This window comes from Phenylobacterium sp. (assembly GCF_004299445.1).
Lineage (GTDB): Bacteria > Pseudomonadota > Alphaproteobacteria > Caulobacterales > Caulobacteraceae > Phenylobacterium.
Window position 1 is genome coordinate 61,975 of sequence record NZ_SCTC01000068.1, and the last position, 25,471, is coordinate 87,445.

The following is a 25,471-nucleotide window of genomic DNA, read 5'->3' on the forward strand; positions in this document are numbered from 1 at the left end:
CAACGGTCACCGGAGACCGTTCAGCCCCTGCGCAGCGCCGCCCATCGCTCAAGACGTTCCTTGATGCGCGCCTCGTTCCCCTCGCCGCGCGGCTGATAGAACTGCCGCCGCTCCATCCCTTCGGGGAAATAGTTCTGTCCCGAGAAGCCTTCGGCGGCGTCGTGGTCGTACTGATAGCCCTTGCCGTAGCCCAGGTCCTTCATCAGCCGCGTTGGCGCGTTCAGGATGTGTGACGGCGGCATCAGCGAGCCGGTCTCCTTGGCCGCCTTCATGGCCGCGCCGAAGGCCTTGTAGACGGCGTTCGACTTGGGCGCGCAGGCCAGATGCACCACCAGCTGCGCCAGCGCGATCTCGCCTTCGGGCGAGCCCAGGAAGTCGTAGGTGTCCTTGGCGGCGTTCGCGAGGACGAGGCTCATCGGATCGGCCTCGCCGATGTCCTCGGCCGCCGCGCGGATCAGGCGGCGCGCCACGAACAGCGGGTCTTCGCCGCCCGTCAGCATCCGCGCCAGCCAGTAGAGCGCCGCGTCCGGGTCGGACCCCCGGATCGACTTATGCAGGGCCGAGATGAGGTTGTAGTGCTCCTCGCGGTCCTTGTCGTAGGCGGGACTCCGCTTCTGCAGGATCTGCCCCAGCTCCTTGGCGGTCAGCGGCTTGGCCGAGGCGATGTTGAAAAGGGTCTCGGAGAGCGTCAGCAGATAGCGTCCATCCCCATCGGCCAGGGCGGTCAGGGCGGCGCGGGCCTCAGGCTCGAGTGGCAGCTTGCGGCCTTCATGCGCCTCAGCCTTGGCCAGCAGTTGCTCGAGCGCCTCGTCGTCCAGGCGCTTCAGCACGAACACCTGGCTGCGCGACAACAGCGCTCCATTCAGCTCGAACGAAGGATTCTCGGTGGTCGCGCCCACCAGCGTGACAATCCCTTCCTCCACGAACGGCAGGAAACCGTCCTGCTGGGCGCGGTTGAAGCGGTGGATCTCATCGACGAACAGGAGGGTCGCCTGGCCTGCGAGACGACGCGCACGGGCCTGCTCGAAGGCCTTCTTCAGGTCGGCCACGCCCGAGAACACCGCCGACAGCTGCTGGAATTCGTAGCCCGCCGCCTTCGCCAAGAGGCGCGCGATGGTGGTCTTCCCCGTCCCCGGCGGGCCCCAGAGGATCATCGAGCTCAACCGCTTCGCCTCGGCCATCCGCCCGATGGGGCCTTCGGGCCCCAACAGGTGGTCCTGGCCCACCACCTCAGCCAGCGTCTGCGGGCGCAGGCGGTCGGCCAGCGGCGACGGCTGTTGCGGCTTCAGGCCCGCGGCTTCGAAGAGGTCGGCCATCGGCTTACGGCCCTGTCAGGGCGCCGGGGCCGACGTAGTGCACCCCCGCGTGCGGCCCCAGAGGCAAGTCGAGCGCAGCCCAGACCAGCGTCATACTGATCCCTGCGGCCATGAAGCAGAGCGCGTAGGGCAGCATCAGCGCCAGCAGGGATCCCACGCCTATGCTCTTGTCCCACCGGCGACAGAAAGCCAGCACCAGCGGGAAGTAGGACATCAGGGGCGTCATGATGTTGGTATAGCTGTCGCCCATACGGTAGGCCGCCGTCGTCATCTCGGGCGAGATGCCCAGCAGCATGAACATCGGCACCACCACCGGCGCCATCGCGCTCCACTTGGCGGACGCCGAGCCGATGAACAGATCCAGCACCGACGAGAAGGCCTGCACGCTCACCAGCAACAGCGGTGCGGGCAGCGCCAAGGCCTTCAAGGCCTCGGCGCCGTTGATCGCCGCGATGGGCCCCAGTCGCGACCAGTTGAACATCGCCACGAAGTGCGCCGCGAAGAACACGAACACCACATAGGGCGCGATCGCGCGCACACCCCCGACCATCTGCTCAACGACGTCCGACGACGTCCTGATCACGCCGGCGCCGCGCCCGAAAGCGATCCCGCTCGCCATGAACAACAGCATGAAGCCCGCGATCAGCGCGCTGTAGAAGGGCTGCAGTTGGGCAGGACCGGTCTTCGACTCGTCGATCAGCGGCGTGTATCCGGGCCAAAGGGCCAGCGCCGCGAAAGCGGTCACCACCGCAAGCGCAGCAAAGCCGGCCCAGCGCAGCCCTCGCCGCTCTGTGTCGGTCACAGCAGCGCGGGCCAGTTCCGCCTTCAGGTCTTCATCCGCGTCGCCGCCCCAGGCGGCCATGCGCGGCTCGACGATGCGGTCGGTCACAAACCAGATGATGGGCGTGAACACGAACACCGCCGCCAGGATGAACCACCAGTTGCCGAGCGGGTTCATCACCCAAGCCGGGTCGATGATCCTGGCCGCTTCCTGGGTGAAGCCGAAGAGCAGAATATCGGTCTGTCCGGGTGTGATGTTGCCGACGAAGCCGCCCGAGACCGCTGCGAAGGCCGCGGCTATGCCCACCATGGGGTGGCGCCCAACCGCCGCGTAGAGCAGCCCGGCCAGCGGAATGAACACCACGTAGGCCGCGTCCGACGCATGGTGGGAAACCATGCCGATCATCGCCACCGTGGGCGTAAGCAGCACACGGGGTGCGTTGCGCAGGCTGCTGCGGATCAACGCGCTCAGCAGGCCGGTTCGCTCGGCGATCGCGGCGCCCAGCATGATGACCAACACCTGCCCCAGCGGTGCGAAGCTCGACAGGGTCCGCGGCATCTCGGTGAGAAGCCTTGCCATGTTCTCTTCCGAGAACAGGGAGTGGGCATGGAAGCTCAGGCGCCCATCCACGAGCACGCCGAACTGCGGCGCCTCGTCCCCGGGATAGGCCAATGACGCCTGCCAGCCCGCCGCTGCCCCCACCGCGGACAACACCATCAACGCCGCAATCAGCCAGACGAAGATGATCACAGGGTCGGGCAGCATGTTCCCGAGGCGCTCGACGGCGCCGAGAAACCCCTTCGCCGGGGCGGGCGCTGACTTTGGGTCGGCACTATCCATGTTGTCCACCTAGCACGGCCGCGCGCGATTGCCCCACCGCAGTGGCGACGGCCATACCAGTTCCACTGACCCTTGCCGTCGTTTGCGCAGGCTTGAGGCGCAGCCTACCCGCGGAAGGTCGCGGTCACCTCGCGGCCGTTGCGCAGAATGGTCACCTGCCAGGCGCGCTGCGGCGCCTGAACGGCGGCGGCCAGGTCTCGGACGGATTCGATCTTGAAGCCGTTGACCGCACGGATGATGTCGCCGCGCTGGAGCCCGATGGTGCGGGCGAGGCCCGCGCCGTCGATCTGGGTCACCAACACGCCTGCGCCGGTGAAGATATCGAGGCCCAGTTCGTCGGCCACGGCCGGCGACAGATTGACCACGGTCGCGCCATCGAAAGGATGCCGCCCGGCCAGCTTGCGCTCGTCGCGCGCCGGCGTTGCGGGCGGCGCCTCGGCGCGCAGGGTGACCGCCACATCGCGATCTCCACGGCGAACGGAGAGCGGGATCGTCTCGCCGGGTCGACGGGTCTGAATCAGGTAGTTCAGCGCAGCGGCGTCGACCACAGGACGGCCGTCGGCCTGCAGCACCACGTCGCCCTGACGCAAGCCTGCCCGCGCGGCGGGACCGCCGGGGAAGAGATCGGCGACCAGCGCCCCCTGCGGCCGGTCCAGACCCAGACTGCGCGCCATCTCGGAGTCGATGCTCTGGGTGCGAGCGCCCAGCCAGGGCCGCACCACGGCGCGCCCGCCACCCACGGCCGTCTCCACCGCACGCCGCACGACGGTCGCCGGGATCGCAAAGCCCACGCCGGACGACGAGCCCGAGCGCGAGAGAATGAAGCTGTTCACGCCGATCAGGTCGCCGTCCATGTCCACCAGCGCCCCGCCCGAGTTGCCGGGATTGATGGCCGCGTCGGTCTGGATGTAGGCCAGCCCGCCCTCGCCGCCCGTTCGATCGAGGGCCGAGATGATGCCGTTGGTGACCGTCTGGCCGACGTGGAAGGGGTCGCCGATGGCCAACACCAGGTCGCCCACCTGGGCGTCGCCGCTGTCGTCGATGGCCAGCACAGGCAGGCGTTCGCCGGCCGGCAGGTCGATCTTGAGGATCGCCAGGTCGGTGCGCGCATCGGCGAGCAGAATCCTGGCCGGGAACTCACGCCGGTCGGAAAGGCCCACGATGATCTCCTGGCCGCCCTCCACCACGTGATTGTTGGTCACCACCACGCCGTCGGCGCGCACGATCACGCCCGAGCCGAGCGAGGCCGCCACCCGTGCTTGCGGCACACCCAGGCCGAACAGCGACCAGAACGGGTCGACCTGCTGGCGCACCACGCGCTTGGCCGAGATGTTGACCACGGCCGGAGCGCTTCGCTGCACGACGGGCGCGAACGACATCTTCATGGCCACGGCGCTGGACGGCGCCGCGCGGTTGGGCTCTGCGAAGGAAGGCTGCTGGGCCTGCGCGGCGCCCGCGAGGGCGACGAAGCAGGCGATCGTGAGGACGCGTACGGCGCGCATGAAATCTCCGGTTCAGGACCGTCGGCACGCTACACCGGTTTCCGGCGCAATCATGGCAAAGGCGCCTGTGGGCGCGCTACTGGGCGGCGCTACTCGGCGGCCGCGGCGGCCGGCGCGGGCTGGCGGGCCGCGGCGAACGCCAGCACGAAGGCCGCGAGCAGCAAGCCGGCCGCCAGCCAGATCGCCAGTCCTTCCGGGTGGTGGCCTCGCAACGACCATGCATAGACCAGTCCGAACAGCGCCGGCCCCATCATGGCGGCGATGCCGTTCAGGCTCTGCGTCGCGCCCTGCAGCTGACCCTGCTCATGCGGCTCGACCTTTCGGGTCATCAGCCCCTGGAGGCCGGGCATGATGAAGCCCGACAGCGCAAACAGCGGCGTGCCCAGCAGATAGGCCCAACCGATCGGCGCCCAGCCGTACCAGAAGAAGCCCCCGGCCCCGGCCAGCAGCCCGATCAGCAGCGTCCGGCGCTCGCCCAGCCGCTTCACGGTGGCGCCCACAAGGACCATCTGCACCACGATGCCCAAAGCGCCGGTCAGGAAGAACATCACGCCTTGGAACTGGATCGACCAGCCGTAACGGTGGGCGGTGTACAGGACGAAGATCGTCGGCAGCACGATGTGGGCGAACTGGAACAGGAAGCCCACGCCCGCCAGCGGCAGCAGCCCCAGCCGCGAGCGCAGCAGGCGCAGCGACCCCAGCGGATTGGCCCGCTTCCAGTCGTAGGCCTTGGCCCGCCGCTCGGGCGGCAACGATTCCGGCAGTACGAAAAGGCCGTAGAGGAAATTCACGAAGGTGAGCGCCGCCGCCGCCAGGAACGGCAGCCGCAGGTCGTCGCCGCCCAGCAGGCCGCCGATCACCGGTCCGACCAGGAAGCCGAACGAAAAGGCCGAACCCATCCAGCCGAACACCTTGGCCCGATCCTGCGGCGCGGTGACATCGGCAAGGTAGGCGTTGGCGGTCGAGAAGCTGGCCGCCGTGGCCCCGTTCAGGAGGCGCCCCAGCAGGAGCCACCACAGCGTCGGCGCAAACGCCATGAACAGGAAATCGACCCCTAGCCCCAGCAGCGACAGCAAAAGCACCGGCCGACGGCCGAACCGATCCGAGAGCATGCCAAGCAGGGGACCGCAGAAGAACTGCATGATCCCCCACGAGGTGGCGAAGACCACGTTCCACTCCGACGCTGCGGCGGTGTCCCCACCTGCCAGCGTCTTGATCAGGTTGGGCAGGATCGGGATCATGATGCCGAACGACACCGAATTCATCACCGCCAGGGCGAAGATGAAGCCGAAGCTGGCGCGGCGGCCGGCGGCCGCGGTCGTCGGATCACTCACGGGGCAGGCGCTCCAGTCGGAATCTCATGGCGTGACCGTATCGCGGATCGCGCGCAGTTGCGCCTGCCAGTACTCGGCGAGTTTGGTGAGCAGCAGGGCGTTGGGGAAGCCATGGCGGGCGGCGCTCTCGGCGGGCGCCTGGTGGAAGCCGCGATGCTCGACGCTGACCCGCGTCTCGTCGCCGACGGCTTCGAACTTCACCTCGACCTCGGTGTGCATGTCCGGCGGGAAGTTGGCCTGACGCCAGGACAACACCAGCCGCCCAGGCGGCTCCCAGATCAGCACCCTGCCGATCTCGAACACCTTGCCGTTGGCCAGCGTCTCGGTGAAGCGACCGCCCTCGCCCGGCTCGATCGCCATCACACCCGGCGCACGCGGAGTGGTCTGGAACAGCGCACTGGGCCGCCACCAGGCGCCGATCTCCTGGGTGAACACCTCGAACGCCCTCTGGGGCGAGGCCTTCACGCGCAGCGCCACATAGACCTTGGACGTCATGCGCCCTTCTCGATGTGTGCCTTGAACGCGAGCAGCTGGGCGCTCCACAGCCGTTCGCTTTCTTCCAGCCAGCGCAGCAGGTGGACCATCGGTTCGGGCCTCAGGGCATAGATTCGGACGCGTGCGTCGAACTCGGGATGGCTCTCCTCGACCAGTCCGCTGGCGCGCAGGGTCCGCAGATGGCGGCTCATGGCCGGCGCGGAGATCTCCAGCTCCCGCGCCAGCTCGCCCGCCGCGCGCGGACGCTCCGCCAGCAGGTCGACGACGCGACGGCGGTGCGGGTCGGCCAGGGCGGCCAGGGTCTGGTCCAGAGCTACCGAAGCGGCCATCAGACCAGCCTGTGGGTCGTGCCGGGCCCATAGGTGATGACGATGAAGCGGCTGGGTTGCGGGACCAGCGCCCGGCGCCACACCCCCTTCGGCACGATGCAGGTCGCGCCCGGTACCATCCCCACCCGCCGCTCCCCGCTGTCGACGGTCTCCCAGAAGCCCTCGACGGCGTGCGAGTTCAGGCCGCCCTTGCCGTCCAGGGTGAGATAAGTGTCCTCAAGCTCAAGGCGCGGCATCAAACCCACCCTGTGATCTTGAGCCCGGTAGCCGCCTCGGCCTCCTCGCGGGTCACCGCCTGGACGCTCTGGGCGACCGTCCAGATGTGGCCCTCGGGGTCGCGGGCGCGATAGGTCCGGTCGCCGTAGAACTGGGTGGCCGGCTCCATCATGATCTCGAACCCTGCAGCGCGCGCGCGAGCACAGTGAGCGTCCACGTCGCTGTCGATCTGGATGTGGACGGTCTGCGTGTTCTTGCCCCCGAGCGACGATGGGCTCTTGTGGTCCTCGGACCACTCGTTGCCGATCATGATGGCGGCGTTTCCGAACCGCATTTCAGAGTGAACGAGCTCACCCTGCTCGTCTTCGATCAGCATGGTCAGCTCGAAGCCGAACGCCGCTTCCAGGTATCTGAGGGCCGCCTTGGGGTCACGGTAACAGACTGCCGATATCAGCGGCGCGCGCCAATCGCTCACGGGCGTTTTCCTTCTTACATAATGCAATATTTAACGCATATCGCAATTATCTCGTCAAGGCGGCGGCGGTGTGGCTGAGGTCGCCGTCGTTCTTCGCCGGGGCCACGCCGAGCAGTTTCGCCAGCAGTGGATAGACGCTGACGTTGTCGAACGGCGCCAACACCACGCCGGGCCGGATGTCGGGTCCGTTCGCGACGAAGATCGCCGCCATTTCCGGGCTCTGCGGATCGAATCCGTGGGCGCCGCGCTCGGGCTTGGACGGCTTGTAGTCCCGCGTGGTCAGTCGCCAGCCGATATCCGGCACGCACACGTACGGCGCGACACGGGGGTTCTTGCCATAGTGGAAGCGCGCCGGGATCTCGGCCTTGCGCCAGCATTGGAAGTGCTCGTGCGGCTGGATCAGCGCCCGGTCGACCTCCGCCTCGCGCCCCTTCGCCGGATACAGCGTCACCAGCGCGCCGCCGGCCAGCAATCGGAACGCGTCCCGTGGCACGGCGTCGTCGAGGAACACCTCACGCGTCGGAGACATCGCCACCATCCCGTGGTCGGCCACCACGACGATGTTCGCCGCGATCCCCCTCGCCTTCAGGCCTGCTGTCAGCCGTCCCATCGCGCCGTCGATACGGGCCACTGCCGCATTCAGCTCGGCGCTGTCGGGGCCGTAATCGTGTCCCGCGGTGTCCACGTCGTCGAAGTAGAGCGTCACCAGCCCGGGCCGTTGCGCCGCTGGCAGGTCGAGCCACGCCAGCACCTGATCAACCCGCGCGTCGGGCGGGACCGACTGGTCGAAACGCCGCGCGTAGGTCGGCCGAACACCCCGCACCGCCGCCTCGGATCCCGGCCAGAACATCGTGCCCGCCACGATCCCTGCCCGCTCGGCCGCCACCCAGATCGGCTCGCCCTGATTCCACCAGCGGGCGTCCTGGACCGCCTGAACGTTCGACATCTTGAACGTGACGCCCGGGATCGCGGGATCCTCGATGTTGTTCTCAACGATCCCGTGCCGGTCGGGCCGCAGCCCCGTGACCAGGGTGTAGTGGTTGGGGAACGTCTTGGAGGGAAAGGACGGCCGCATGGCCGCGCGCGCGCCCTCCTGCGCCAGCTTCGCAAGCACCGGCGATCCGCCGCGGTCCAGGTAGTCGGCGCGGTAGCCGTCGATGGAGATCAGGATCACGAGCGGCCGGTTCGCCGACTGCGGCGGCGACGTGGCGCAGGCCGTGAGCAACAGGGCGAACAACAGGATCAGACAGCGACGCATGTCGCCACCCTAACTTCGCTGTGCGACAGCGTCGCAATGGCCCAGGCGGCGGCGCATCTACGGCCCTGATGCAAAGAGCCCCGGAAGCAGCGCTTCCGGGGCTCTTCTAAATCTTCGTGTCGGAGCGGACTATTCGTCCGAGCCGAACATACCTTCGGCCGTCGGGCCCGAGTCCTTGCCCTTTTCGGCCGGATCACGGTCGACAAACTCGATCACCGCCATCGCGGCGTTGTCGCCGTGACGGTAGCCGGCCTTCAGGACGCGGATGTAGCCGCCGTTGCGGGTCGCGTAGCGCGGGCCCAGCACGCCGAACAGCTTGCCGACCTGCTCGACGTCGCGGACCTGGCTGATGGCCTGGCGGCGGGCGTGCAGGTCGCCGCGCTTCGCCAGCGTCACCAGCTTCTCGACGAAGGGACGCAGCTCCTTCGCCTTCGGCAGCGTCGTGACGATCTGCTCGTGCTTGATCAGGCTGGCGGACATGTTGGCGAACATGGCCGTGCGGTGAGCGCTGGTGCGCCCCAGTTTGCGGTGGGCTTTGCCGTGACGCATGTCGTATCTCCCGGGTCACCCTGGACCCACCGGACGCTCCCGATAGCCTGGAAGTCGTCCTGCCTAACCAAGTCCCAGCCCGTTCCCGCCTGGGTCACTGCGAAGCGCCGGGGCCCTCCACCGCGGTTGCGGCTTCAACGGGCCCAGGCCGCCTCCCAAGAGAGGCAGCCCGGAATTGGCGCGTGGAGCACATGCTCCTTGTCTCACATCCAGGCCCCGGAGACGGGTCCCGGCGCGTCTTACATCTGGTCTTCGAACTTCTTGGCGAGCTCTTCGATGTTCTCGGGCGGCCAGTTCGGCACGTCCATGCCCAGGTGGAGACCCATCCCGGCGAGAACTTCCTTGATCTCGTTCAGCGACTTGCGGCCGAAGTTCGGGGTGCGGAGCATCTCCGCCTCGGTCTTCTGGATCAGGTCGCCGATGTAGACGATGTTGTCGTTCTTCAGGCAGTTGGCCGAACGGACGGAGAGCTCGAGCTCGTCCACCTTCTTCAGCAGCGCCGGGTTGAACGGCAGTTCCGGCTTGGCCTCGCCTTCGACCTTCTTCTTCGGCTCTTCGAAGGTGATGAAGATCTGCAGCTGGTCCTGGAGGATGCGCGCGGCGTAGGCCACGGCGTCAACAGGGCTGATCGCGCTGTTGGTTTCCACTTCCATGATCAGCTTGTCGTAGTCGAGCGACTGGCCCTGGCGGGTGGGCTCGACGCGGAACGCGACGCGCTTGACCGGCGAGTAGAGGGCGTCGACGGCGATCAGGCCGATCGGGGCGTCCTCGGGACGGTTCATCTCGGCGGAGACATAGCCCTTGCCGGTCTGGACCGTGAATTCCATGCGCACGTTGGCGCCCTCGTCCAGCGTGCAGAGCACGTGGTCGGGGTTCAGGATCTCGATGTCCGACGGGGCTTCGATCTGGCCGGCGGTCACCGGGCCAGGGCCGGTGGCGCGAAGCGTCATGCGCTTCGGGCCTTCAGCGTGCATGCGCAGCGCGAGCGCCTTGATGTTGAGGACGATGTCGACAACGTCTTCGCGCACGCCTTCCAGCGAGGAGAACTCGTGGACGACGCCGTCGATCTGCACCGCGGTCACCGCCGCGCCTTGCAGAGAGGAGAGAAGCACGCGACGCAGGCTGTTGCCCAGGGTCACGCCGAACCCGCGTTCGAGCGGCTCAGCCACCAGACGCGCCTTGCGGCTGGCGTCGGCGCCGGTCTCGATTTGCGGCTTCTCGGGACGGATTAGTTCATTCCAGTTTCGTTCGATCACGTGTGTCCCTCGAAAACGCAGGATCGCCGGCCGTAAATCCACGGCCGGCGTCAGGGAATTGTAGCTCTAACGACTAGACGCGCCGGCGCTTGGGCGGGCGGCAGCCGTTGTGCGGGATGGGGGTCACATCCCGGATGGTGGTGATCGTCATACCGACCGCCTGCAGGGCGCGGAGCGCGGACTCACGACCCGAGCCGGGGCCCGAGACGTTGACTTCCAGCGTACGCACGCCGTGTTCGGCGGCTTTACGGCCGGCGTCTTCCGCCGCCATCTGGGCGGCGTAGGGCGTCGACTTACGCGAACCCTTGAAGCCCATCAGACCAGCGCTCGACCAGGAGATGGTGTTCCCCTGCGCGTCGGTGATGGTGATCATCGTGTTGTTGAACGAGGCGTTCACGTGCGCCACGCCCGAAGTAATGTTCTTACGCTCGCGACGTTTGACGCGCGCCGGTTCCTTGGCCATCGACTAGCTCTCTTACTTCTTCTTGCCGGCGATCGGCTTGGCCGGGCCCTTGCGGGTGCGGGCGTTGGTGTGCGTGCGCTGACCGCGGACCGGCAGGCCCTTGCGGTGACGCAGGCCGCGATAGCAGGCCAGATCCATCAGGCGCTTGATGTTGACCGCGGTCTCGCGACGCAGGTCGCCTTCGACCAGATAGTCGCGGTCGATCGCTTCGCGGATCTGCAGCACTTCCTGATCGGTCAGCTGGTTGACGCGACGCGCGTCTTCGATGCCGACCTTCTTGACGATCTCGGCGGCTTTCGCCTGGCCGATGCCATGAATGTACTGCAGCGCGATGATCACGCGCTTGTTGGTGGGGATGTTGACGCCAGCGATACGGGCCACGTGAGGTATTCTCCTAGGATCACACGACAGAAGCGCAAACGGCGCCCCGGCCCCTCACTGCCATAGGCATAGGCCGGCGCGTCTTTCGCGCTCTTTCGCGGAAGCGCTTCGTTATATGGATCGCTATACTCGCGTCAATGCCGGAAACGCGGAAATGTGAACGAATTGCTGCGCGCGGAAGGGATGCCACATCCGCACGGTTCGTTCGGATCGCCGAACGAGGCCGGCGATTGCGAAAGGAAAGCACGGTCGGGCCGTCGGCGCAACGGAGTGCGCGGCCTCGGGCCCTGCGACGCCCCTCCCCTGACCAAGAATCAGGCGCTAGCGCTTGGCGTCCAGCGCCCGGTCGATCCCGGCGGCCACGACGTCGATCGCGCCCATGCCGTCCACTTCCACCAGCTTGCCCTGGCCCTCGTAGTACGGGAGCAGCGGGGCGGTCTGGGTGTTGTAGGCGTTCAGGCGGATCACGAAGCTTTCCGGATTGTCGTCCGGGCGGCCCGACTCGGCGAACCGGCCAGCGATGCGCTGCTTCAGCGCCTCATCATCGACCTTGAGACGCAGCACGAGGTCGATCTTGCGGCCGCGACCGGCCAGCATCTTGTCCAGGGCCTCCGCCTGCCGAAGGGTCCGCGGGAAGCCGTCGAAGATGGCGCCACCCGCGGCCTCGGCCTCGGGCAGCCGGCTCTCGATCAGCTCGATGACGATCTCGTCCGAGACCAGCTCGCCGCGCTGCATGATGCCTTCGACGCGCTTGCCCAGCTCGGAGCCCGACGCGATGGCGGCGCGCAGCATGTCGCCCGTCGACAGCTGGACCATGTTGCGGCCCTCGACCAGGCGCTTGGCCTGGGTGCCTTTTCCGGCCGCCGGCGGTCCGAACAGAATCAGGTTCATCGCTTAGGTCCCCTTCCGCGGCGCTCTTGTTGGCGCCGTCCCCCCACGTCACCCAAGAGGGCGGCGGCTAGCGCCGGCCGCCCCGCAGCTTCGACTTCTTGATCAGGCCTTCGTACTGGTGCGCCAGCAGGTGCGACTGGATCTGGGCCACCGTGTCCATGGTGACGCTCACCACGATCAGCAGCGAAGTGCCGCCCATGTAGAACTGGGTGCCGGTGAAGCGCATCAGGCCTTCAGGCAGCAGGCACACCAGGGCGATGTAGCCGGCGCCGATCACCGTCAGGCGGGTCAGCACGAAGTCCATGTACTCGGCCGTCCGCTTGCCCGGGCGGATGCCCGGCAGGAAGCCGCCGTACTTGCGCAGGTTTTCCGCGGTGTCCTCGGGGTTGAACACGACCGAGGTATAGAAGAAGCAGAAGAAGATGATCAGGCCGCCATACAGCACCATGAAGAGCGGCTGGCCATGCTGCAGCTGGCCGGTGGCGTAGGGCAGCCACGACAGCCAGTCCGGCAGATCCGCCGTCGCGAACGCGGCCATGGCCGTAGCGGGCAGCAGCAGCAGCGAGCTGGCGAAGATCGGCGGGATGACGCCCGAGGTGTTGATCTTCAGCGGCAGGAACGAGGTGTCGCCGCCGAACATGCGGTTGCCCACCTGTCGCTTGGGGTACTGCACCAGCAGACGGCGCTGCGAGCGTTCCATGAAGACGATGGCGACAGTCACGCCCACCACCAGCAGGATGATCAGGATCAGGGTGCCGGCGTTCATTGAGCCGACGCGCGCCTGCTCGAACATCTGCAGCAGAGACTGCGGCAGCACGGCCACGATGCCGGCGAAGATGAGCAGCGAAATGCCGTTGCCCACGCCACGGCTGGTGATCTGCTCGCCCAGCCACATCAGGAACATGGTGCCGCCGGTCAGCGTCACGACGGTCGAGATGACGAAGAAGACGGGGTTGATGTCGATGAGGTTCGGAGTCCGAACCATGCCGGTCGCGATGAAGAACGACTGCACGATGGCCAGGGCCACGGTCAGGTAGCGGGTGTACTGGTTGAGCGTCTTGCGCCCCGCCTCGCCGCCTTCCTTCCGCAGCTTCTCCCACGGCGGATACACCGTCCCCAGGAGCTGCACGATGATCGAGGCCGAGATGTACGGCATCACGTTCAGGGCGAAGACGGCCATCCGCTCGACGGCGCCGCCCGAGAACATGTTGAACATGCCCAGGATGCCGCCCGCCTGGCTCTGGAAGGCGGCCTGGAACTGGGCGGCGTCGATCCCCGGGATCGGGATGTAGGTGCCCAGGCGATAGACGATCAGCGCCCAGAGCGTGAACCAGATGCGCTTGTGAAGCTCCGTCGCCTTCGAGAAGGCTTCGAAGTTCATGTTTGCGGCGAGCTGTTCTGCGGCCGAAGCCATTCAGCAAATCCCCTGACTCGTAGTCGTGCTCAGATAGGACGGCCCGCCCTCATTAGCGAGGGCGGGTAAGTCACAGTCCGTGCTTTAAGCCTCGGCGGCTGCCGCTTCCGGCTTGGTCGTCGTCAGGGAACCGCCGGCCTTCTCCACGGCCGCGCGGGCCGAGGCGGTGGCGGCGTAGACGGTCAGGTTGAGCTTGGTCTTCAGCTCGCCCTCGCCCAGCAGCTTAACGCCGTCCTTCACGCGGCGGATGACGCCAGCCTTGATCAGGGCGTCAGCATCGATGGCGCCCTTGGCGTCGAGCTTGCCGGCGGCGACCGCCTGCTCGATGCGCCACAGGTTCACCTCGGCGAAGTCCTTCTTGTTGCGCGAATTGAAGCCGCGCTTCGGCATGCGCATGTGCAGCGGCATCTGGCCGCCTTCGAAGCCGAAGATCGACACGCCCGAGCGCGCCTTCTGGCCCTTCACGCCGCGACCGGCGGTCTTGCCCTTGCCCGAGCCCGGGCCGCGGCCGACGCGCATGCGAGCCTTTGTGGAGCCCTCGCGCGGGCTGAGTTCGTTGAGCTTGGTCATATGTGCCTCTCCTTGGAGATCTGGCGCCGGAGGAAGCCTCCGACTCGGCGTTGATGTGGTCGGCGCTAGAAACGCCGATGGGCGAGGCTCGCGCCTCGCCCTTTCAGGTCCGTGCCTATGGCACGAAGCCGATGGCTATTCCACCACCTCGACGAGGTGATGGACCTTGGCGATCATGCCGCGAACCGAGGGGGTGTCCTCGAGCTCGGAGACGCGACCCACCCGGTTGAGGCCCAGGCCCACGAGCGTGGCGCGCTGATCGCTCTTGCGGCGGATCGGGCTTGCGGTCTGGCGAACTTTGACTTTGGCCATGTGCTTAACCTTCCGCATCCGCGGCCGCGGCCTGAGCCGAGGCCCCGTCGGCGCGGCGGCCGATCACGTCCGAGACCTTCTTGCCGCGCTTGGCCGCAACCTGGCGGGGCGAGGATTGGGCCTTCAGCGCTTCGAACGTCGCGCGCACCATGTTGTAGGGGTTGGACGAGCCGACCGACTTGCCGACGACGTCCTGGACACCCAGGGTTTCGAGCACCGCGCGCATCGGACCGCCGGCGATGACGCCGGTGCCGGGAGGCGCCGCGCGCACCATCACCTTGCCCGCGCCCCAGCGGCCGTTGCCGTCGTGGTGCAGGGTCCGGGATTCGCGCAGCGGAACGCGGATCATCGACTTCTTGGCTTCTTCGGTCGCCTTGCGGATGGCTTCCGGCACTTCACGCGCCTTGCCATGACCGAAGCCCACGCGGCCCTTCTGATCACCGACCACCATCAGGGCGGCGAACGAGAAGCGACGGCCACCCTTCACGGTGGCGGCGACGCGGTTGATGTGCACCAGCTTCTCGACGATTTCGCTGTCGCGCTCTTCTTCGTTCGAGCGGTTGCGACGATCGCCACGCTGTTCGTCTCTGCGAGCCATGAGCGTTCCTTAGAAATCCAGGCCGGCTTCGCGCGCGGCGTCGGCCAGGGCTTTCACCCGGCCATGGTACAGGTAGCCACCGCGGTCGAACACGACCGCCTTGACGCCCTTTTCGATCGCGCGCTGGGCCACGAGGGCGCCCACCCTGGCGGCGGCGTCCTTGTCTGAGCCCTTGGCCTTCTTCTCGCCTTCCAGCGAGGAGGCCGCGGCCAGCGTCACGCCCTTCGCATCATCGATGACCTGGGCGTAGATGTTCTTGGCCGAGCGGAAGATCGACAGGCGCGGACGACCGTTGGCCACCTTCTTGAGGTGGTTGCGGACGCGACGCGCGCGGCGAAGGGTGGAGTCACGGGGAGAAAGGGCCATGGCTTACTTCTTCTTGCCTTCCTTGCGCCGGACCGTCTCGCCCTGATAGCGCACGCCCTTGCCCTTGTAGGGCTCCGGCGGACGGATGCGGCGGATCCGGGCGGCGATTTCACCGACCATCTGCTTGTCGATGCCCGAGATCTTGATCTCGGTCTGCTTCGGCACGGCGAACGTGATGCCCGACGGCGGCGGGATGTCCACGTCGTGGCTGAAGCCCAGCTGCATGGAGAGCGCCTGGCCCTTCATCGCCGCGCGATAGCCGACGCCGACCAGTTCGAGGGTCTGCTCATAGCCCTGGGTCACGCCCTGGACCATGTTGGCGACCAGCGTCCGGGACAGACCCCACATCGCTTGCGCGCGCTGGGTTTCCTGGCGCTTGGCGAGCGTGAGCTCTCCGCCTTCCTGCTTGACCTCGATCTCTTCGGCCACAGTCCAGGCGAGCTGACCCTTGGGGCCCTTCACCGTGACCGTCTGGCCTTCGATGGTCACCGTCACCCCACTGGGAACGGCGACCGCCTTCTTTCCGATCCGCGACATCTTAGTAGACCCGGCAGAGGACTTCGCCGCCCACGTTGGCCTCACGGGCCGCGGTGTCCGACATGACGCCCTTCGGCGTCGACAGGATCGAGATCCCGAGACCGTTCTTCACGGGCTTCAGGTCCTTGATCGACGAATAGACGCGACGGCCCGGCTTGGAGACGCGGCTGATCTCGACGATGACGGGGGCGCCGTCAAAGTACTTCAGCTCGATCTCGAACTCGGGGAAGGCGCCGGGCTTTTCCACCAGGTGGTAGCCGCGGATGTAGCCTTCATCGAGGAGCACATCCAGCAGACGGGCGCGCATCTTCGACGCGGGCGCCATCAGCTTGGACCGGCCGCGCATGGCGGCGTTCTTGATACGGGCGATCAGATCGCCGATGGGGTCGTTGACCATGAGATCCCCCTTACCAGCTCGACTTGACGAGACCGGGGATCAGGCCTGCGGACCCGAGGTCGCGCAGAGAGATCCGGCTCATCTTCAGCTTGCGGTAGTAGCCGCGCGGACGGCCCGTGACTTCGCACCGGTTACGGATGCGGACCGGGGACGAGTTGCGCGGCAGCTCAGCCAGCTTCAGGCGGGCGTCGAAACGCTCCTCCAGCGGCAGGCTTTCGTCATTGGCGATCGCCTTCAGCGCGACGCGCTTCGCGGCGTGCTGCTTGACGAGCTTCTTGACTCGTTCGTTGCGGTTGACAGCGCTTTTCTTGGCCATGTGTCTGTTCCTTCCCGCCGCTTAAGCTTGCGCTTGGACGAACGGGAACTGGAATTCCCGAAGAAGCTCACGCGCTTCGTCGTCGGTCTTCGCAGTCGTGGTGACGATGATGTCCATGCCCCAGATCTGATCGATCTGGTCGTAGTTGATCTCCGGGAACACGATGTGTTCCTTCAGACCCATGGCGTAGTTGCCGCGGCCGTCGAAGGACGTGGGCTTCAGGCCCCGGAAGTCCTTCACGCGCGGCAGCGCGATGGTGATCAGACGGTCGAGGAACTCGTACATCTGGTCCTTGCGCAGCGTGACCTTGCACCCGACCGTCATGCCTTCGCGCAGCTTGAAGCCGGCGATCGACGTGCGGGCCTTGGTGGCCACCGGCTTCTGGCCGGCGATCTTCGCCAGGTCAGCCATCGCCGAGTTGATCTTCTTGGAGTCGGCGACAGCTTCACCCACGCCCATGTTGATCACGATCTTCTCGAGCTTCGGGATCTGCATCTCGTTGGTGTAGCCGAACTTTTCCTTCAGCTGGCCACGGATGCGCGAGCGGTACTCAGCCTTGAGCCGCGGTTCGTAAGCTTGATCAGCCATTGATCACCTCGCCCGTCGTCTTGGCGATACGGACCTTCTTGTCGCCTTCGATCTTGAAGCCGACGCGGGTCGGCTTGCCCTTCGAGTCGACGATGGCCACGTTCGACACGTGGATCGACGCTTCCTTGTTCTTGATGCCGCCTTGCGGATCGAGCTGGGTCGGGCGGGTGTGGCGCTGAACCATGTTCAGGCCTTCCACGACGACGCGCTCGTCCTTGGGCAGAACCTTCAGGACGGCGCCCTGACGGCCCTTGTCCTTCCCGGCGAGGACCACGACGCGATCCCCCTTCTTGATCTTCGCGGCCATCACAGCACCTCGGGCGCGAGCGAAATGATCTTCATGTGGTTCTTGGCGCGCAGTTCGCGGGGAACCGGGCCAAAGATCCGCGTGCCGATCGGCTCGGATTGCTTGTTCACGATCACGGCCGCGTTCTTGTCGAAGCGGATGACCGAACCGTCCTTGCGCTTGATGGCCTGGCTGGTGCGAACGACGATGGCTTGCAGCACATCACCCTTCTTCACCCGGCCGCGCGGGATCGCTTCCTTGACGGAGACGACGATCTTGTCACCGACGCTGGCGTAACGACGCTTCGCGCCGCCCAGCACCTTGATGCACATGACCCGGCGGGCGCCGGAATTGTCGGCGACGTCCAGGTTAGTTTGCATCTGGATCATTGTTTTCGATCCTTACGCTTGGGCCGCGCCGCCGGCAGGCAGCACTTCCCAGGTTTTCGTCTTCGACTTCGGCGCGCATTCGATGATGCGGACGATTTCGCCAGCCTTGCAGGCGTTGGCTTCGTCGTGGGCGTGGTACTTCTTCGACCGGCGGACGGTCTTCTTCAGCACCGGGTGCAGGAAGGTCCGCTCGACCTTCACCACCACCGTCTTGTCGCCCTTGTCGGAGACGACAACGCCTTCGAGAATTCGCTTCGGCATGTGTCTATGCTCCTCAGGCCTGGGCCTGCTTCGCGCGCAGGACGGTCTTGATGCGCGCGATATCCTTGCGCACCGCGTCCACGCGATGGGTCTTCTCGATCTGGCCGGTCGCCTTCTGGAAGCGCAGGTTGAACTGCTCCTTCTTCAGCGAGACGAGCTGCTCGGCCAGTTGATCGGGGGTGAGGCCCCGGACGTCTTCGATCTTCATCAGGCGTGCTCCACCGGCGCGTCGATGCGGGTCACGATGCGCGTCTTGACCGGAAGCTTCGCCGCGCCGAGGCGCAGGGCTTCACGGGCGACATCGTCCGGCACGCCGTCGATTTCGAACATGATCCGGCCGGGATGCACGCGGGCGGCCCAGAACTCGACCGAGCCCTTGCCCTTACCCATCCGCACTTCCGCCGGCTTACCGGTGACCGGAACGTCGGGGTAGATCCGGATCCAAACCCGGCCCTGACGCTTCATCTGACGCGTGATCGCGCGGCGGGCCGCCTCGATCTGACGCGCGGTGATCCGCTCAGGCTCGACCGACTTGAGGCCGTACGAGCCGAAGTTCAGCGTGAAGCCGCCCTTCGCCAGGCCGTGGATGCGGCCCTTGAACTGCTTGCGGTACTTGGTTTTCTTCGGAGACAGCATCTCTTCGGATCCTTAGGCGTTCGCCGGTTCGCGGCGATCGCGGCGGGGGCCACGGTCGGGACGGTCACGGTCACGACCGCCACCTTCACCGGCAGGGCCGCTCTCGCTGGCGAGGCGCTTGTCGAGGGCCATCGGGTCGTGGTCCAGGACCTCGCCCTTGAAGACCCACACCTTCACGCCGATGATGCCGTAGGTGGTCTTGGCTTCAGTGAAGCCATAGTCCACGTCGGCGCGCAGCGTGTGCAGCGGCACGCGGCCTTCACGGTACCATTCCATCCGCGCGATTTCCGCGCCGCCCAGGCGGCCCGACACGTTGATGCGGACGCCCTTGGCGCCGAGGCGCATGGCCGACTGCATCGAACGCTTCATGGCGCGGCGGAACGCGACCCGGCGCTCGAGCTGCTGGGCGATGTTCTCGGCCACCAGCTGGGCGTCGGTTTCCGGCTTGCGGATCTCGACGATGTTCAGGTGAACCTCGCCGTCCGTCATGGCGGCGATGTCTTTGCGCAGCTTGTCGATGTCCGCGCCCTTCTTGCCGATAATCACGCCGGGGCGCGCGGCATAGATGGTGATGCGGCACTTCTTGTGCGGACGCTCGATGATGATCCGCGAGACGCCGGCCTGATACAGGCGCTTCTTCAGCGCGCGACGGACCTTGATGTCTTCGTGAAGCAGGCGGCCGTACTCGGGGCCGTCGGCGAACCAACGGCTGTCCCAGGTGCGGTTGATGCCGAGGCGAAGCCCGACCGGATTGATCTTCTGACCCATTAGGCGGCCTCACCCACTTCGCGGACCACGATCGTGATCTCGCTGAACGGCTTCTCGACACGCGACGCACGACCGCGGGCGCGGGCGTGGAAGCGCTTCATAACGAGGTTCTTGCCCACGTAGGCCTCGGCGACGACCAGCGAGTCGATGTCGAGGTTGTGGTTGTTCTCGGCGTTGGAGATCGCCGAGTAGAGCGCCTTGCGCACGTCGTTGGCGATGCGCTTGGAGCTGAACTCGAGCTCGTTGAGGGCGCGTTGCACCTTCAGGCCACGGATGGACTGAGCGACGAGGTTCAGCTTCCGGGGGCTGATGCGGATCGTCCGCACCTTGGCCACCGCTTCGGCGTCCGTATACCGGCGAGCCTTGGCTTGCTTGCTCATCTTACTTCCTCTTGGCCTTCTTGTCGGCCGCGTGACCGGGGAAGAAGCGAGTGGGCGCGAACTCGCCCAGCTTCATGCCGACCATGTCTTCCGAGATGAGCACCGGGACGTGCTTCTGGCCGTTGTGCACGCCGAACGTCAGGCCCACGAACTGGGGCATGATGGTCGAGCGGCGCGACCAGGTCTTGATCACGTCCTTGCGGCCAGAGGCTTGCAGCCCTTCGGCCTTCTTCAGCAGATACCCGTCGACGAACGGGCCTTTCCAGACGGAACGGGTCATGGCTTAGCGAGCCTTCCGAGCGTGACGCGAGCGGATGATGAACTTGTCCGTCGCCTTGTTCTTGCGGGTCTTGCGGCCCTTCGTGGGCTTGCCCCACGGCGTGACCGGGTGACGGCCGCCCGAGGTGCGGCCTTCGCCGCCGCCGTGCGGGTGGTCGATCGGGTTCATGGCGACACCGCGGACGTGCGGGCGACGGCCCTTGTGACGCGAACGACCGGCCTTGCCGAGGTTCTCGTTCATATGGTCCGGGTTCGACACCGCGCCGACCGTGGCCATGCAGCCGTCCGGGACCATGCGCAGCTCGCCCGAGTTCAGGCGGATCTGGGCATAGCCGGCGTCGCGGCCGACCAGCTGGGCGTAGGCGCCGGCCGAGCGGGCGATCTGGCCGCCCTTGGCCGGCTTCATCTCCACGTTGTGGATGATGGTGCCGATCGGCATGCCGCGGAGCGGCATGGCGTTGCCCGGCTTCACGTCGGCCTTCTCGGAGGCGACGATGGTGTCACCGGCCTTGAGGCGCTGCGGAGCCAGGATGTAGCTGAGCTCGCCGTCGGCGTACTTCACCAGCGCGATGAAGGCCGAGCGGTTCGGGTCGTATTCCATGCGCTCGACGGTCGCGGGGACGTCGAACTTGCGGCGCTTGAAATCGACGATGCGGTAGAGGCGCTTGGCGCCGCCGCCACGGAAGCGAACGGCGACGCGGCCGTTGCCGCCACGACCGCCCGACTTGGTCAGACCCTCGACGAGGCTCTTCTCCGGACGGCCCTTGTGGAGCTCGGACTTGTCGACCAGGACCAGCTGACGGCGGCCCGGCGACGTGGGATTGAATTGCTTCAAGGCCATCGGTTTAGAGCCCCGTAGTGATGTCGATCGACTGGCCGTCGGCCAGCGTCACGATCGCTTTCTTGACGTCGGAGCGCCGGCCCACGATGCCGCGGAACCGCTTGGTCTTGCCCTTCACGTTGATCGTATTGACCTTCGTGACGTTGACCTTGAACAGCGCCTCGACCGCAGCAGCGATCTCGTCCTTGGTGGCGTCGCCGGCCACGCGGAAGACGACCTTGTTGTGCTCCGAGAGCAGCGTCGCCTTCTCCGTAATGATCGGAGACAGGATGGTGTCGTAGTGACGAGCGGTGGGTTCCACGGCCATCACGCGGCCTCCTCAGGCTGGAAGCGCGCCTGGATCGCGGCCACCGCGTCCTTGGTCAGGACGAGGGTCTGGCGACGCAGCACGTCGTAGACGTTCAGGCCGGCGTTCGGCAGCACATCCACGTTCGGGATGTTGCGGGCGGCCAGGCCGAAGTTCTTGTCCACCTCGGCGCCGGCGATGAACAGGGCGTTCGAGACGCCCAGGTTCGACAGCTGCGCGCGCAGGGCGGAGGTCTTGGGGTCGGCGATCGAGACCGTGTCCAGCACGATCAGCGAGCCGTCCTTCGCCTTCGAAGACAGCGCATGACGCAGGGCCAGGGCGCGGAGCTTCTTGGGCAGGTCGAAAGCATGGCTGCGGACGACCGGACCGTGGGCCCGGGCGCCGCCGACGAACTGGGCCGCCCGGCGCGAACCGTGGCGGGCGCCGCCGGTGCCCTTTTGCTTGTACATCTTCTTCGAGGTGCGGGAGACCTCGTTGCGGACCTGGACCTTGTGGTTGCCGGAGCGGCGCTTGGCCAGCTGCCAGGTGACGACGCGTTGCAGGATGTCGCCGCGGATCTCTTCGATGCCGAAGATATCGTCGGCCAGCTCGATCGAGCCGCCCTTCCCGCCGTCGAGCTTGATGACGTCGAGTTTCATTACGCTTGATCCCCAGCTTCGGTCGCCGCGGCCTCAGCGGCCGGAGCTTCGGTCACCGCGGGTTCCTCGGCCGGCGTTTCCGCAGCGGCTTGGACCGGGGTCGGCTGACCGGCGGACTTGAAGGCGCCCGGCTTCGGGGCTTCGGCCGGCAGAGCCGACTTCACCGCGTCGCGGACCTTCACGTAGGTGCCCTCGGTGCCGGGAACGGAGCCCTTCACCAGGATGAGGCCGCGCTCGACGTCGACGCGCCAGACGGTGACGTTCAGGGTGGTGACGGTTTCCGAGCCGAGGTGGCCCGCCATCTTCTTGCCCTTGAAGGTACGACCCGGGTCCTGACGCTGACCGGTCGAACCGTGCGAACGGTGCGAGACCGACACGCCGTGGGTGGCGCGAAGGCCGCCGAAGTTCCAGCGCTTCATGGCGCCGGCGAAGCCCTTGCCGACCGTGGTGGCCGTGACGTCGATCTTCTGGCCCGGGACGAAATGGTCGGCGGTGATCTCCGCGCCCACGTCGATGAGGTTGTCTTCGGACACCCGGAACTCGACCAGCTTGTGCTTCGGCTCGACTTCGCCCTTGGCGAAGTGGCCGCGCATGGCCTTGGAGGTGTTCTTCGGCTTCTTGGAGCCCGCGCCCAGCTGGAGGGCCACGTAGCCGTCCTTGTCCTGGGTGCGCTGGGCGACGACCTGGCAGCCCTCGAGGCTGAGCACGGTCACCGGTACGTGGGCGCCGGCTTCGTCGAAGAAGCGGGCCATACCGAGTTTCTTGGCGATTACGCCGGTTCGCATCGGATCAATCCCCTTAGAGCTTGATCTCGACGTCCACGCCGGCGGACAGGTCGAGCTTCATCAGCGCGTCCACGGTCTGCGGGGTGGGGTCGACGATATCGAGCACGCGCTTGTGCGTGCGGATTTCAAACTGCTCGCGCGACTTCTTATCGATGTGCGGCGAACGGTTGACGGTGAACTTCTCGATGCGCGTGGGCAGCGGAATGGGACCACGCACAGCGGCGCCGGTCCTCTTGGCCGTGTTCACGATCTCGCGAGTGGAATGGTCCAGCACGCGGTGATCGAAGGCTTTGAGCCTGATGCGAATGTTTTGAGCCATATCGCTCTTACGTTTCCCTACAGACGGCGGGCGCCCGCGTGACCTTGACCATTTCAAAGACCAGCCCGAACCCTCAGATGAGAGCCCGTACGCGAAAGTCCGCACAAACGAATTGGGCCCCACGCGAAACCCGCGAGGGCCTTTCCCGAAACGCTAGAATTTAGCACTGTCTCAGGTCGTTCCGCGGTCCGCGTCTGTACTTCAAATCGCTTCGAAGCACACAGCCGGTCCAACAGGAGGCGCGGTAATACCGATGCGACTCGGCCCCGTCAAGGGGGCGGCCCGCGACGAACACGCCGTCAGGTCAGCATCCAGCGGATCATCCGGTAGGCGGTGATCGTGCCCGGCTTCCAGTTGGGAACGATCAGGAGATCGCCCACCCGGATGAAGTCGTTGATGTAGACCCCGGCCTCACGGCTATCCAGGACCGTGCGCATGCCGTTGGGCTCGACCAGGAAGAGGCGGCCCGGCCATTCGCTGATCAGGTATTCGTCGCCCTGCGCACGCGCCACGCCATCGGCTTGACCCAGACCTGTGGCCAGCACCTTCACCGCCCGGGCGCGATAGTCGAAGGCGAGGAACTTTCCCTCCATCGTGGTCACCAGCAGGCGGTCCGCCTCGGGCAGGAGACCATTCACCGAGCGAAGTTCCGGATCGGCCGACCAGAGGCTGACCTGGCCATCCTTGAGCTGCAGGATCCGTGCGGTCCCGGAATCGGCCACCAGAACCGTCCCGTCTGGCGCCACGGCCACGTCGTTGAGGAACTTCGCGCCGGGAACGGGGTAACGCGCCACGATGCGCGCGGTCCTGGTGTCGATCTCCACCAGTTGGTCGATGTCCGAGACGAACAGCCGGTCGCCCTTGACGATGGCGCCCTTGGGCGCGTCTAGGCCCCTCACCCACTCGCGCTCGAGCATCTTGCCGCGCGTGGAGACGCGGCTGATGAAGCCGTTGCCGTCCTTGACGTCGCCCTCCCCGGCCACATTGGCCACATAGAGCGTGCGCCCGTCGGCGCCGAGCGCGACGCTCTCAGGATCGGCCAGGCCCGAGAGCCGCCAGACAGGCTCGCGGGCCTCGGCGCGCGGGCGGGTCTCGGAGTGGGCGCTGCAGCCGGCGATCAGCAGGCAGAGCGCGAGGGCTGCGCCAAGCTTGAGCATCGGCTCAACCGCCGACACGGACCGAGCCCGAGCCCATGATGGACTTCGAGATCTCGCCCTTCACTTCGTTGGCGTGAATGTCGCCCGAGCCGGCGATCCGAGCCCGCAGGCTGTCGGCCGAGCCGCGGAAGTCCACGTCGCCCGAGCCGGCCACCGAGACCTTCATGGTCGTCGCGCGCCCGCCGCCGATCTCGACGTCGCCTGACCCGGCGATGCTCACTTCCAACGGTCCGTTGACCGAGCGCACGCTGGCCGAGCCCGAGCCCGCGATATTAACGTCCAGGCTGCCCCGCACGTCGGCGGCGGCGACGTCGCCGGAGCCGGCGACGCGGACCCGCAGCTGGCCCGAGGTTCCCATGCGCGTGTCGCCTGAGCCGGCCTGGCTTACCCGGGCCGCGCCCTCGACGTTGGCGATCGTCCAGTCGCCACAGCCGGCGTTGCCCAGCTCCAGCGTGGCCGACCGGCCGACCGACCCGAAGACGGCCCCGCCGGCCTCGACCTTCACGTCTCGCGGCGTACGGATCACCACCTGCGGCATTTCGGACCAGCTCACGTCGCCCACGTCGCGCACATGGACCTTGGACGACTCGCCCGAGCTCTTGCAGGAGCGGATCTTCCGGTCGAGGTCCCCGTCGACGATCGTGCGATCACCCATCGTGCGCACTTTCAGCGGCAGGCGCGGGTTGGCCGAGATCACCTCGACCCGGATGTCCTTGCGATTCTCGGGAACCACGGTGACGCGCGCCACCGCGTCCTCGATCTCGACCGTCGCGGCCTGAGCCGAAGGCGTCGCGAAGGCGGCGGCGAAAGTGGCGGCCACGGCGGCCAGCAGGGTCGTCTGAAGACGCATCGTCCTCTCCCAAGTCGAAACGTTGTGAGGGGAAGCTAGTCGGGGCGTGCGCGGGCCACAGCTTAAATTGCGGTCATGACAGAGACGTCATCTTCCCTCCCCTGCTGGGGAGGGACCGGCCGCGCCCGCGGCCCGGGTGGGGAAGTGTGGGCCGGAGCGCCAGGACGGCGAGGATCGCGCCGCCCTTGCCCTGGCGGCGGTCGCCCGTCCCTCCACAGCGAGGGAGTAAGAAAAAGGGCCGCTGGATTGCTCCAGCGGCCCTCTGTCGGTCCGTGTTGTGAGCGCGGGTGCGCTTACTTCACGATCTTGGTGACGACGCCCGAACCCACCGTGCGGCCGCCTTCGCGAATGGCGAAGCGCAGGCCCTGGTCCATGGCGATCGGCGTGATCA

39 protein-coding genes are annotated in these 25,471 nt (G+C 66.7%); all 39 read right to left on the reverse strand.

The features are described from left to right. Positions 1-20: 20 nt before the first annotated feature. Positions 21-1,316 (reverse strand): replication-associated recombination protein A, encoded by a 1,296-nt coding sequence (locus EPN98_RS18465; protein ID WP_293364395.1) that lies wholly within the window; start codon positions 1,314-1,316, stop codon positions 21-23. Positions 1,317-1,320: 4 nt separating this feature from the next. After that, complete coding sequence (locus EPN98_RS18470) at positions 1,321-2,937, reverse strand: AbgT family transporter (RefSeq protein ID WP_293364396.1); 1,617 nt, start codon at positions 2,935-2,937, stop codon at positions 1,321-1,323. 104 nt (positions 2,938-3,041) lie between these two features. Beyond that, the gene (locus EPN98_RS18475; protein WP_293364397.1) at positions 3,042-4,439 is read right to left on the reverse strand and encodes a Do family serine endopeptidase; all 1,398 of its coding nucleotides are present in this window, start codon (positions 4,437-4,439) and stop codon (positions 3,042-3,044) included. Between the two features lie 89 nt (positions 4,440-4,528). Continuing rightward, positions 4,529-5,773, reverse strand: a complete 1,245-nt coding sequence (locus EPN98_RS18480) for a TCR/Tet family MFS transporter (RefSeq protein WP_293364398.1) — start codon at positions 5,771-5,773, stop codon at positions 4,529-4,531. 24 nt (positions 5,774-5,797) lie between these two features. Next, the gene (locus EPN98_RS18485; protein ID WP_293364399.1) at positions 5,798-6,268 is read right to left on the reverse strand and encodes an SRPBCC family protein; all 471 of its coding nucleotides are present in this window, start codon (positions 6,266-6,268) and stop codon (positions 5,798-5,800) included. Then, positions 6,265-6,597, reverse strand: coding sequence for a metalloregulator ArsR/SmtB family transcription factor (locus tag EPN98_RS18490; RefSeq protein WP_293364400.1), 333 nt, complete (start codon positions 6,595-6,597; stop codon positions 6,265-6,267). The genes EPN98_RS18485 and EPN98_RS18490 overlap by 4 nt, the downstream gene beginning before the upstream one ends. Beyond that, positions 6,597-6,833, reverse strand: a complete 237-nt coding sequence (locus tag EPN98_RS18495) for a hypothetical protein (protein ID WP_293364401.1) — start codon at positions 6,831-6,833, stop codon at positions 6,597-6,599. The genes EPN98_RS18490 and EPN98_RS18495 overlap by 1 nt, the downstream gene beginning before the upstream one ends. Then, complete coding sequence (locus EPN98_RS18500; protein WP_293364402.1) at positions 6,833-7,288, reverse strand: VOC family protein; 456 nt, start codon at positions 7,286-7,288, stop codon at positions 6,833-6,835. Before EPN98_RS18500 ends, EPN98_RS18495 begins: the two co-directional genes overlap by 1 nt. 46 nt (positions 7,289-7,334) lie before the next feature. After that, positions 7,335-8,546 carry an ectonucleotide pyrophosphatase/phosphodiesterase gene (locus EPN98_RS18505; RefSeq protein ID WP_293364403.1) on the reverse strand — a complete coding sequence of 404 codons (1,212 nt, stop codon included), beginning with the start codon at positions 8,544-8,546 and terminating at the stop codon, positions 7,335-7,337. 129 nt (positions 8,547-8,675) lie between these two features. After that, positions 8,676-9,095, reverse strand: coding sequence for a 50S ribosomal protein L17 (gene rplQ / locus EPN98_RS18510; protein ID WP_293364404.1), 420 nt, complete (start codon positions 9,093-9,095; stop codon positions 8,676-8,678). Positions 9,096-9,334: 239 nt separating this feature from the next. Further along, a complete protein-coding gene (locus EPN98_RS18515; RefSeq protein WP_293364405.1) occupies positions 9,335-10,351 on the reverse strand; it encodes a DNA-directed RNA polymerase subunit alpha in 1,017 nt (338 codons plus the stop codon). A 73-nt stretch (positions 10,352-10,424) separates the two neighbouring features. Next, the gene (gene rpsK, locus EPN98_RS18520; RefSeq protein ID WP_293353380.1) at positions 10,425-10,814 is read right to left on the reverse strand and encodes a 30S ribosomal protein S11; all 390 of its coding nucleotides are present in this window, start codon (positions 10,812-10,814) and stop codon (positions 10,425-10,427) included. Positions 10,815-10,826: 12 nt separating this feature from the next. Next, a complete protein-coding gene (gene rpsM, locus EPN98_RS18525; RefSeq protein WP_293364406.1) occupies positions 10,827-11,195 on the reverse strand; it encodes a 30S ribosomal protein S13 in 369 nt (122 codons plus the stop codon). 321 nt (positions 11,196-11,516) lie between these two features. Next, on the reverse strand, positions 11,517-12,086 hold the full coding sequence (locus tag EPN98_RS18530) for an adenylate kinase (RefSeq protein WP_293364407.1): 570 nt from the start codon (positions 12,084-12,086) through the stop codon (positions 11,517-11,519). Positions 12,087-12,153: 67 nt separating this feature from the next. Further along, positions 12,154-13,500, reverse strand: a complete 1,347-nt coding sequence (secY, locus tag EPN98_RS18535; protein WP_293364408.1) for a preprotein translocase subunit SecY — start codon at positions 13,498-13,500, stop codon at positions 12,154-12,156. A gap of 84 nt (positions 13,501-13,584) precedes the next feature. Then, complete coding sequence (gene rplO, locus EPN98_RS18540; protein WP_293364409.1) at positions 13,585-14,070, reverse strand: 50S ribosomal protein L15; 486 nt, start codon at positions 14,068-14,070, stop codon at positions 13,585-13,587. A 135-nt stretch (positions 14,071-14,205) separates the two neighbouring features. Continuing rightward, the gene (gene rpmD, locus EPN98_RS18545; RefSeq protein ID WP_293364410.1) at positions 14,206-14,382 is read right to left on the reverse strand and encodes a 50S ribosomal protein L30; all 177 of its coding nucleotides are present in this window, start codon (positions 14,380-14,382) and stop codon (positions 14,206-14,208) included. Between the two features lie 4 nt (positions 14,383-14,386). Then, on the reverse strand, positions 14,387-14,980 hold the full coding sequence (gene rpsE / locus EPN98_RS18550; RefSeq protein ID WP_293364411.1) for a 30S ribosomal protein S5: 594 nt from the start codon (positions 14,978-14,980) through the stop codon (positions 14,387-14,389). Positions 14,981-14,989: 9 nt separating this feature from the next. Continuing rightward, on the reverse strand, positions 14,990-15,346 hold the full coding sequence (gene rplR, locus EPN98_RS18555) for a 50S ribosomal protein L18 (RefSeq protein WP_293364412.1): 357 nt from the start codon (positions 15,344-15,346) through the stop codon (positions 14,990-14,992). 3 nt (positions 15,347-15,349) lie between these two features. Continuing rightward, positions 15,350-15,883 (reverse strand): 50S ribosomal protein L6, encoded by a 534-nt coding sequence (gene rplF, locus EPN98_RS18560; protein ID WP_293364413.1) that lies wholly within the window; start codon positions 15,881-15,883, stop codon positions 15,350-15,352. A 1-nt stretch (position 15,884) separates the two neighbouring features. Next, complete coding sequence (gene rpsH, locus EPN98_RS18565) at positions 15,885-16,280, reverse strand: 30S ribosomal protein S8 (RefSeq protein ID WP_293364414.1); 396 nt, start codon at positions 16,278-16,280, stop codon at positions 15,885-15,887. Between the two features lie 10 nt (positions 16,281-16,290). Further along, positions 16,291-16,596, reverse strand: coding sequence for a 30S ribosomal protein S14 (rpsN, locus tag EPN98_RS18570; RefSeq protein ID WP_293364415.1), 306 nt, complete (start codon positions 16,594-16,596; stop codon positions 16,291-16,293). Positions 16,597-16,617: 21 nt separating this feature from the next. After that, the gene (rplE, locus tag EPN98_RS18575) at positions 16,618-17,184 is read right to left on the reverse strand and encodes a 50S ribosomal protein L5 (RefSeq protein ID WP_293364416.1); all 567 of its coding nucleotides are present in this window, start codon (positions 17,182-17,184) and stop codon (positions 16,618-16,620) included. After that, positions 17,177-17,491 carry a 50S ribosomal protein L24 gene (gene rplX, locus EPN98_RS18580; protein ID WP_293364417.1) on the reverse strand — a complete coding sequence of 105 codons (315 nt, stop codon included), beginning with the start codon at positions 17,489-17,491 and terminating at the stop codon, positions 17,177-17,179. The genes rplE and rplX overlap by 8 nt, the downstream gene beginning before the upstream one ends. Then, the gene (gene rplN / locus EPN98_RS18585; RefSeq protein ID WP_111516382.1) at positions 17,491-17,859 is read right to left on the reverse strand and encodes a 50S ribosomal protein L14; all 369 of its coding nucleotides are present in this window, start codon (positions 17,857-17,859) and stop codon (positions 17,491-17,493) included. The genes rplX and rplN overlap by 1 nt, the downstream gene beginning before the upstream one ends. Before the next feature lie 12 nt (positions 17,860-17,871). Further along, positions 17,872-18,120: a 30S ribosomal protein S17 gene (gene rpsQ, locus EPN98_RS18590; protein ID WP_293364418.1), complete on the reverse strand. Its 249-nt coding sequence runs from the start codon at positions 18,118-18,120 to the stop codon at positions 17,872-17,874. 13 nt (positions 18,121-18,133) lie between these two features. Next, positions 18,134-18,328 carry a 50S ribosomal protein L29 gene (gene rpmC, locus EPN98_RS18595; protein WP_293364419.1) on the reverse strand — a complete coding sequence of 65 codons (195 nt, stop codon included), beginning with the start codon at positions 18,326-18,328 and terminating at the stop codon, positions 18,134-18,136. Further along, positions 18,328-18,756, reverse strand: coding sequence for a 50S ribosomal protein L16 (rplP, locus tag EPN98_RS18600; RefSeq protein WP_293364420.1), 429 nt, complete (start codon positions 18,754-18,756; stop codon positions 18,328-18,330). The genes rpmC and rplP overlap by 1 nt, the downstream gene beginning before the upstream one ends. Positions 18,757-18,768: 12 nt before the next feature. Beyond that, positions 18,769-19,524, reverse strand: coding sequence for a 30S ribosomal protein S3 (gene rpsC, locus EPN98_RS18605; protein WP_293364421.1), 756 nt, complete (start codon positions 19,522-19,524; stop codon positions 18,769-18,771). Next, on the reverse strand, positions 19,524-19,904 hold the full coding sequence (rplV, locus tag EPN98_RS18610; protein ID WP_293364422.1) for a 50S ribosomal protein L22: 381 nt from the start codon (positions 19,902-19,904) through the stop codon (positions 19,524-19,526). Before rplV ends, rpsC begins: the two co-directional genes overlap by 1 nt. 1 nt (position 19,905) lies before the next feature. Beyond that, a complete protein-coding gene (rpsS, locus tag EPN98_RS18615) occupies positions 19,906-20,184 on the reverse strand; it encodes a 30S ribosomal protein S19 (RefSeq protein WP_293364423.1) in 279 nt (92 codons plus the stop codon). 3 nt (positions 20,185-20,187) lie between these two features. Next, positions 20,188-21,024: a 50S ribosomal protein L2 gene (gene rplB, locus EPN98_RS18620; RefSeq protein WP_293364424.1), complete on the reverse strand. Its 837-nt coding sequence runs from the start codon at positions 21,022-21,024 to the stop codon at positions 20,188-20,190. Positions 21,025-21,028: 4 nt separating this feature from the next. Continuing rightward, positions 21,029-21,325: a 50S ribosomal protein L23 gene (locus tag EPN98_RS18625; protein WP_293364430.1), complete on the reverse strand. Its 297-nt coding sequence runs from the start codon at positions 21,323-21,325 to the stop codon at positions 21,029-21,031. 5 nt (positions 21,326-21,330) lie between these two features. Beyond that, positions 21,331-21,969: a 50S ribosomal protein L4 gene (gene rplD, locus EPN98_RS18630; RefSeq protein ID WP_293364425.1), complete on the reverse strand. Its 639-nt coding sequence runs from the start codon at positions 21,967-21,969 to the stop codon at positions 21,331-21,333. Next, positions 21,969-22,754, reverse strand: coding sequence for a 50S ribosomal protein L3 (gene rplC, locus EPN98_RS18635; protein WP_293364426.1), 786 nt, complete (start codon positions 22,752-22,754; stop codon positions 21,969-21,971). Before rplC ends, rplD begins: the two co-directional genes overlap by 1 nt. A gap of 13 nt (positions 22,755-22,767) precedes the next feature. After that, on the reverse strand, positions 22,768-23,073 hold the full coding sequence (gene rpsJ / locus EPN98_RS18640; RefSeq protein ID WP_068876686.1) for a 30S ribosomal protein S10: 306 nt from the start codon (positions 23,071-23,073) through the stop codon (positions 22,768-22,770). Between the two features lie 299 nt (positions 23,074-23,372). Beyond that, positions 23,373-24,230 (reverse strand): PQQ-binding-like beta-propeller repeat protein, encoded by an 858-nt coding sequence (locus tag EPN98_RS18645; protein WP_293364427.1) that lies wholly within the window; start codon positions 24,228-24,230, stop codon positions 23,373-23,375. Positions 24,231-24,234: 4 nt separating this feature from the next. After that, positions 24,235-25,080: a DUF2807 domain-containing protein gene (locus tag EPN98_RS18650; RefSeq protein ID WP_293364428.1), complete on the reverse strand. Its 846-nt coding sequence runs from the start codon at positions 25,078-25,080 to the stop codon at positions 24,235-24,237. Positions 25,081-25,373: 293 nt separating this feature from the next. Continuing rightward, positions 25,374-25,471 (reverse strand): hypothetical protein (locus EPN98_RS18655; protein WP_293363016.1); only part of this gene is annotated, 98 nt, incomplete at its 5' end.

Excerpts from the sequence above, each read along its gene's own strand:
- rpsK (WP_293353380.1), bottom strand. The coding sequence starts at position 10,814 with ATGGCCAAGGAACCGGCGCGCGTCAAACGTCGCGAGCGTAAGAACATT.
- EPN98_RS18485 (WP_293364399.1), bottom strand. The coding sequence starts at position 6,268 with ATGACGTCCAAGGTCTATGTGGCGCTGCGCGTGAAGGCCTCGCCCCAG.
- rpsH (WP_293364414.1), bottom strand. The coding sequence starts at position 16,280 with ATGGTCAACGACCCCATCGGCGATCTGATCGCCCGTATCAAGAACGCC.
- rpmC (WP_293364419.1), bottom strand. The coding sequence starts at position 18,328 with ATGAAGATCGAAGACGTCCGGGGCCTCACCCCCGATCAACTGGCCGAG.
- rplB (WP_293364424.1), bottom strand. The coding sequence starts at position 21,024 with ATGGCCTTGAAGCAATTCAATCCCACGTCGCCGGGCCGCCGTCAGCTG.
- rpsJ (WP_068876686.1), bottom strand. The coding sequence starts at position 23,073 with ATGGCTCAAAACATTCGCATCAGGCTCAAAGCCTTCGATCACCGCGTG.
- EPN98_RS18495 (WP_293364401.1), bottom strand. The coding sequence starts at position 6,833 with ATGCCGCGCCTTGAGCTTGAGGACACTTATCTCACCCTGGACGGCAAG.
- EPN98_RS18650 (WP_293364428.1), bottom strand. The coding sequence starts at position 25,080 with ATGCGTCTTCAGACGACCCTGCTGGCCGCCGTGGCCGCCACTTTCGCC.
- rplP (WP_293364420.1), bottom strand. The coding sequence starts at position 18,756 with ATGCTGTCTCCGAAGAAAACCAAGTACCGCAAGCAGTTCAAGGGCCGC.
- EPN98_RS18505 (WP_293364403.1), bottom strand. The coding sequence starts at position 8,546 with ATGCGTCGCTGTCTGATCCTGTTGTTCGCCCTGTTGCTCACGGCCTGC.
- rplF (WP_293364413.1), bottom strand. The coding sequence starts at position 15,883 with ATGTCGCGGATCGGAAAGAAGGCGGTCGCCGTTCCCAGTGGGGTGACG.
- rplQ (WP_293364404.1), bottom strand. The coding sequence starts at position 9,095 with ATGCGTCACGGCAAAGCCCACCGCAAACTGGGGCGCACCAGCGCTCAC.
- rplN (WP_111516382.1), bottom strand. The coding sequence starts at position 17,859 with ATGATCCAGATGCAAACTAACCTGGACGTCGCCGACAATTCCGGCGCC.
- EPN98_RS18530 (WP_293364407.1), bottom strand. The coding sequence starts at position 12,086 with ATGAACCTGATTCTGTTCGGACCGCCGGCGGCCGGAAAAGGCACCCAG.
- rplE (WP_293364416.1), bottom strand. The coding sequence starts at position 17,184 with ATGGCTGATCAAGCTTACGAACCGCGGCTCAAGGCTGAGTACCGCTCG.
- secY (WP_293364408.1), bottom strand. The coding sequence starts at position 13,500 with ATGGCTTCGGCCGCAGAACAGCTCGCCGCAAACATGAACTTCGAAGCC.
- rplO (WP_293364409.1), bottom strand. The coding sequence starts at position 14,070 with ATGACCAAGCTCAACGAACTCAGCCCGCGCGAGGGCTCCACAAAGGCT.
- EPN98_RS18645 (WP_293364427.1), bottom strand. The coding sequence starts at position 24,230 with ATGCTCAAGCTTGGCGCAGCCCTCGCGCTCTGCCTGCTGATCGCCGGC.
- rpsE (WP_293364411.1), bottom strand. The coding sequence starts at position 14,980 with ATGGCTCGCAGAGACGAACAGCGTGGCGATCGTCGCAACCGCTCGAAC.
- EPN98_RS18465 (WP_293364395.1), bottom strand. The coding sequence starts at position 1,316 with ATGGCCGACCTCTTCGAAGCCGCGGGCCTGAAGCCGCAACAGCCGTCG.
- rplC (WP_293364426.1), bottom strand. The coding sequence starts at position 22,754 with ATGCGAACCGGCGTAATCGCCAAGAAACTCGGTATGGCCCGCTTCTTC.
- rplX (WP_293364417.1), bottom strand. The coding sequence starts at position 17,491 with ATGGCCGCGAAGATCAAGAAGGGGGATCGCGTCGTGGTCCTCGCCGGG.
- EPN98_RS18475 (WP_293364397.1), bottom strand. The coding sequence starts at position 4,439 with ATGCGCGCCGTACGCGTCCTCACGATCGCCTGCTTCGTCGCCCTCGCG.
- rpsC (WP_293364421.1), bottom strand. The coding sequence starts at position 19,524 with ATGGGTCAGAAGATCAATCCGGTCGGGCTTCGCCTCGGCATCAACCGC.
- EPN98_RS18490 (WP_293364400.1), bottom strand. The coding sequence starts at position 6,597 with ATGGCCGCTTCGGTAGCTCTGGACCAGACCCTGGCCGCCCTGGCCGAC.
- EPN98_RS18470 (WP_293364396.1), bottom strand. The coding sequence starts at position 2,937 with ATGGATAGTGCCGACCCAAAGTCAGCGCCCGCCCCGGCGAAGGGGTTT.
- rplV (WP_293364422.1), bottom strand. The coding sequence starts at position 19,904 with ATGAGCAAGCAAGCCAAGGCTCGCCGGTATACGGACGCCGAAGCGGTG.
- rplD (WP_293364425.1), bottom strand. The coding sequence starts at position 21,969 with ATGAAACTCGACGTCATCAAGCTCGACGGCGGGAAGGGCGGCTCGATC.
- rpsQ (WP_293364418.1), bottom strand. The coding sequence starts at position 18,120 with ATGCCGAAGCGAATTCTCGAAGGCGTTGTCGTCTCCGACAAGGGCGAC.
- rpsN (WP_293364415.1), bottom strand. The coding sequence starts at position 16,596 with ATGGCCAAGAAAAGCGCTGTCAACCGCAACGAACGAGTCAAGAAGCTC.
- rplR (WP_293364412.1), bottom strand. The coding sequence starts at position 15,346 with ATGGCCCTTTCTCCCCGTGACTCCACCCTTCGCCGCGCGCGTCGCGTC.
- rpmD (WP_293364410.1), bottom strand. The coding sequence starts at position 14,382 with ATGGCCAAAGTCAAAGTTCGCCAGACCGCAAGCCCGATCCGCCGCAAG.
- rpsS (WP_293364423.1), bottom strand. The coding sequence starts at position 20,184 with ATGACCCGTTCCGTCTGGAAAGGCCCGTTCGTCGACGGGTATCTGCTG.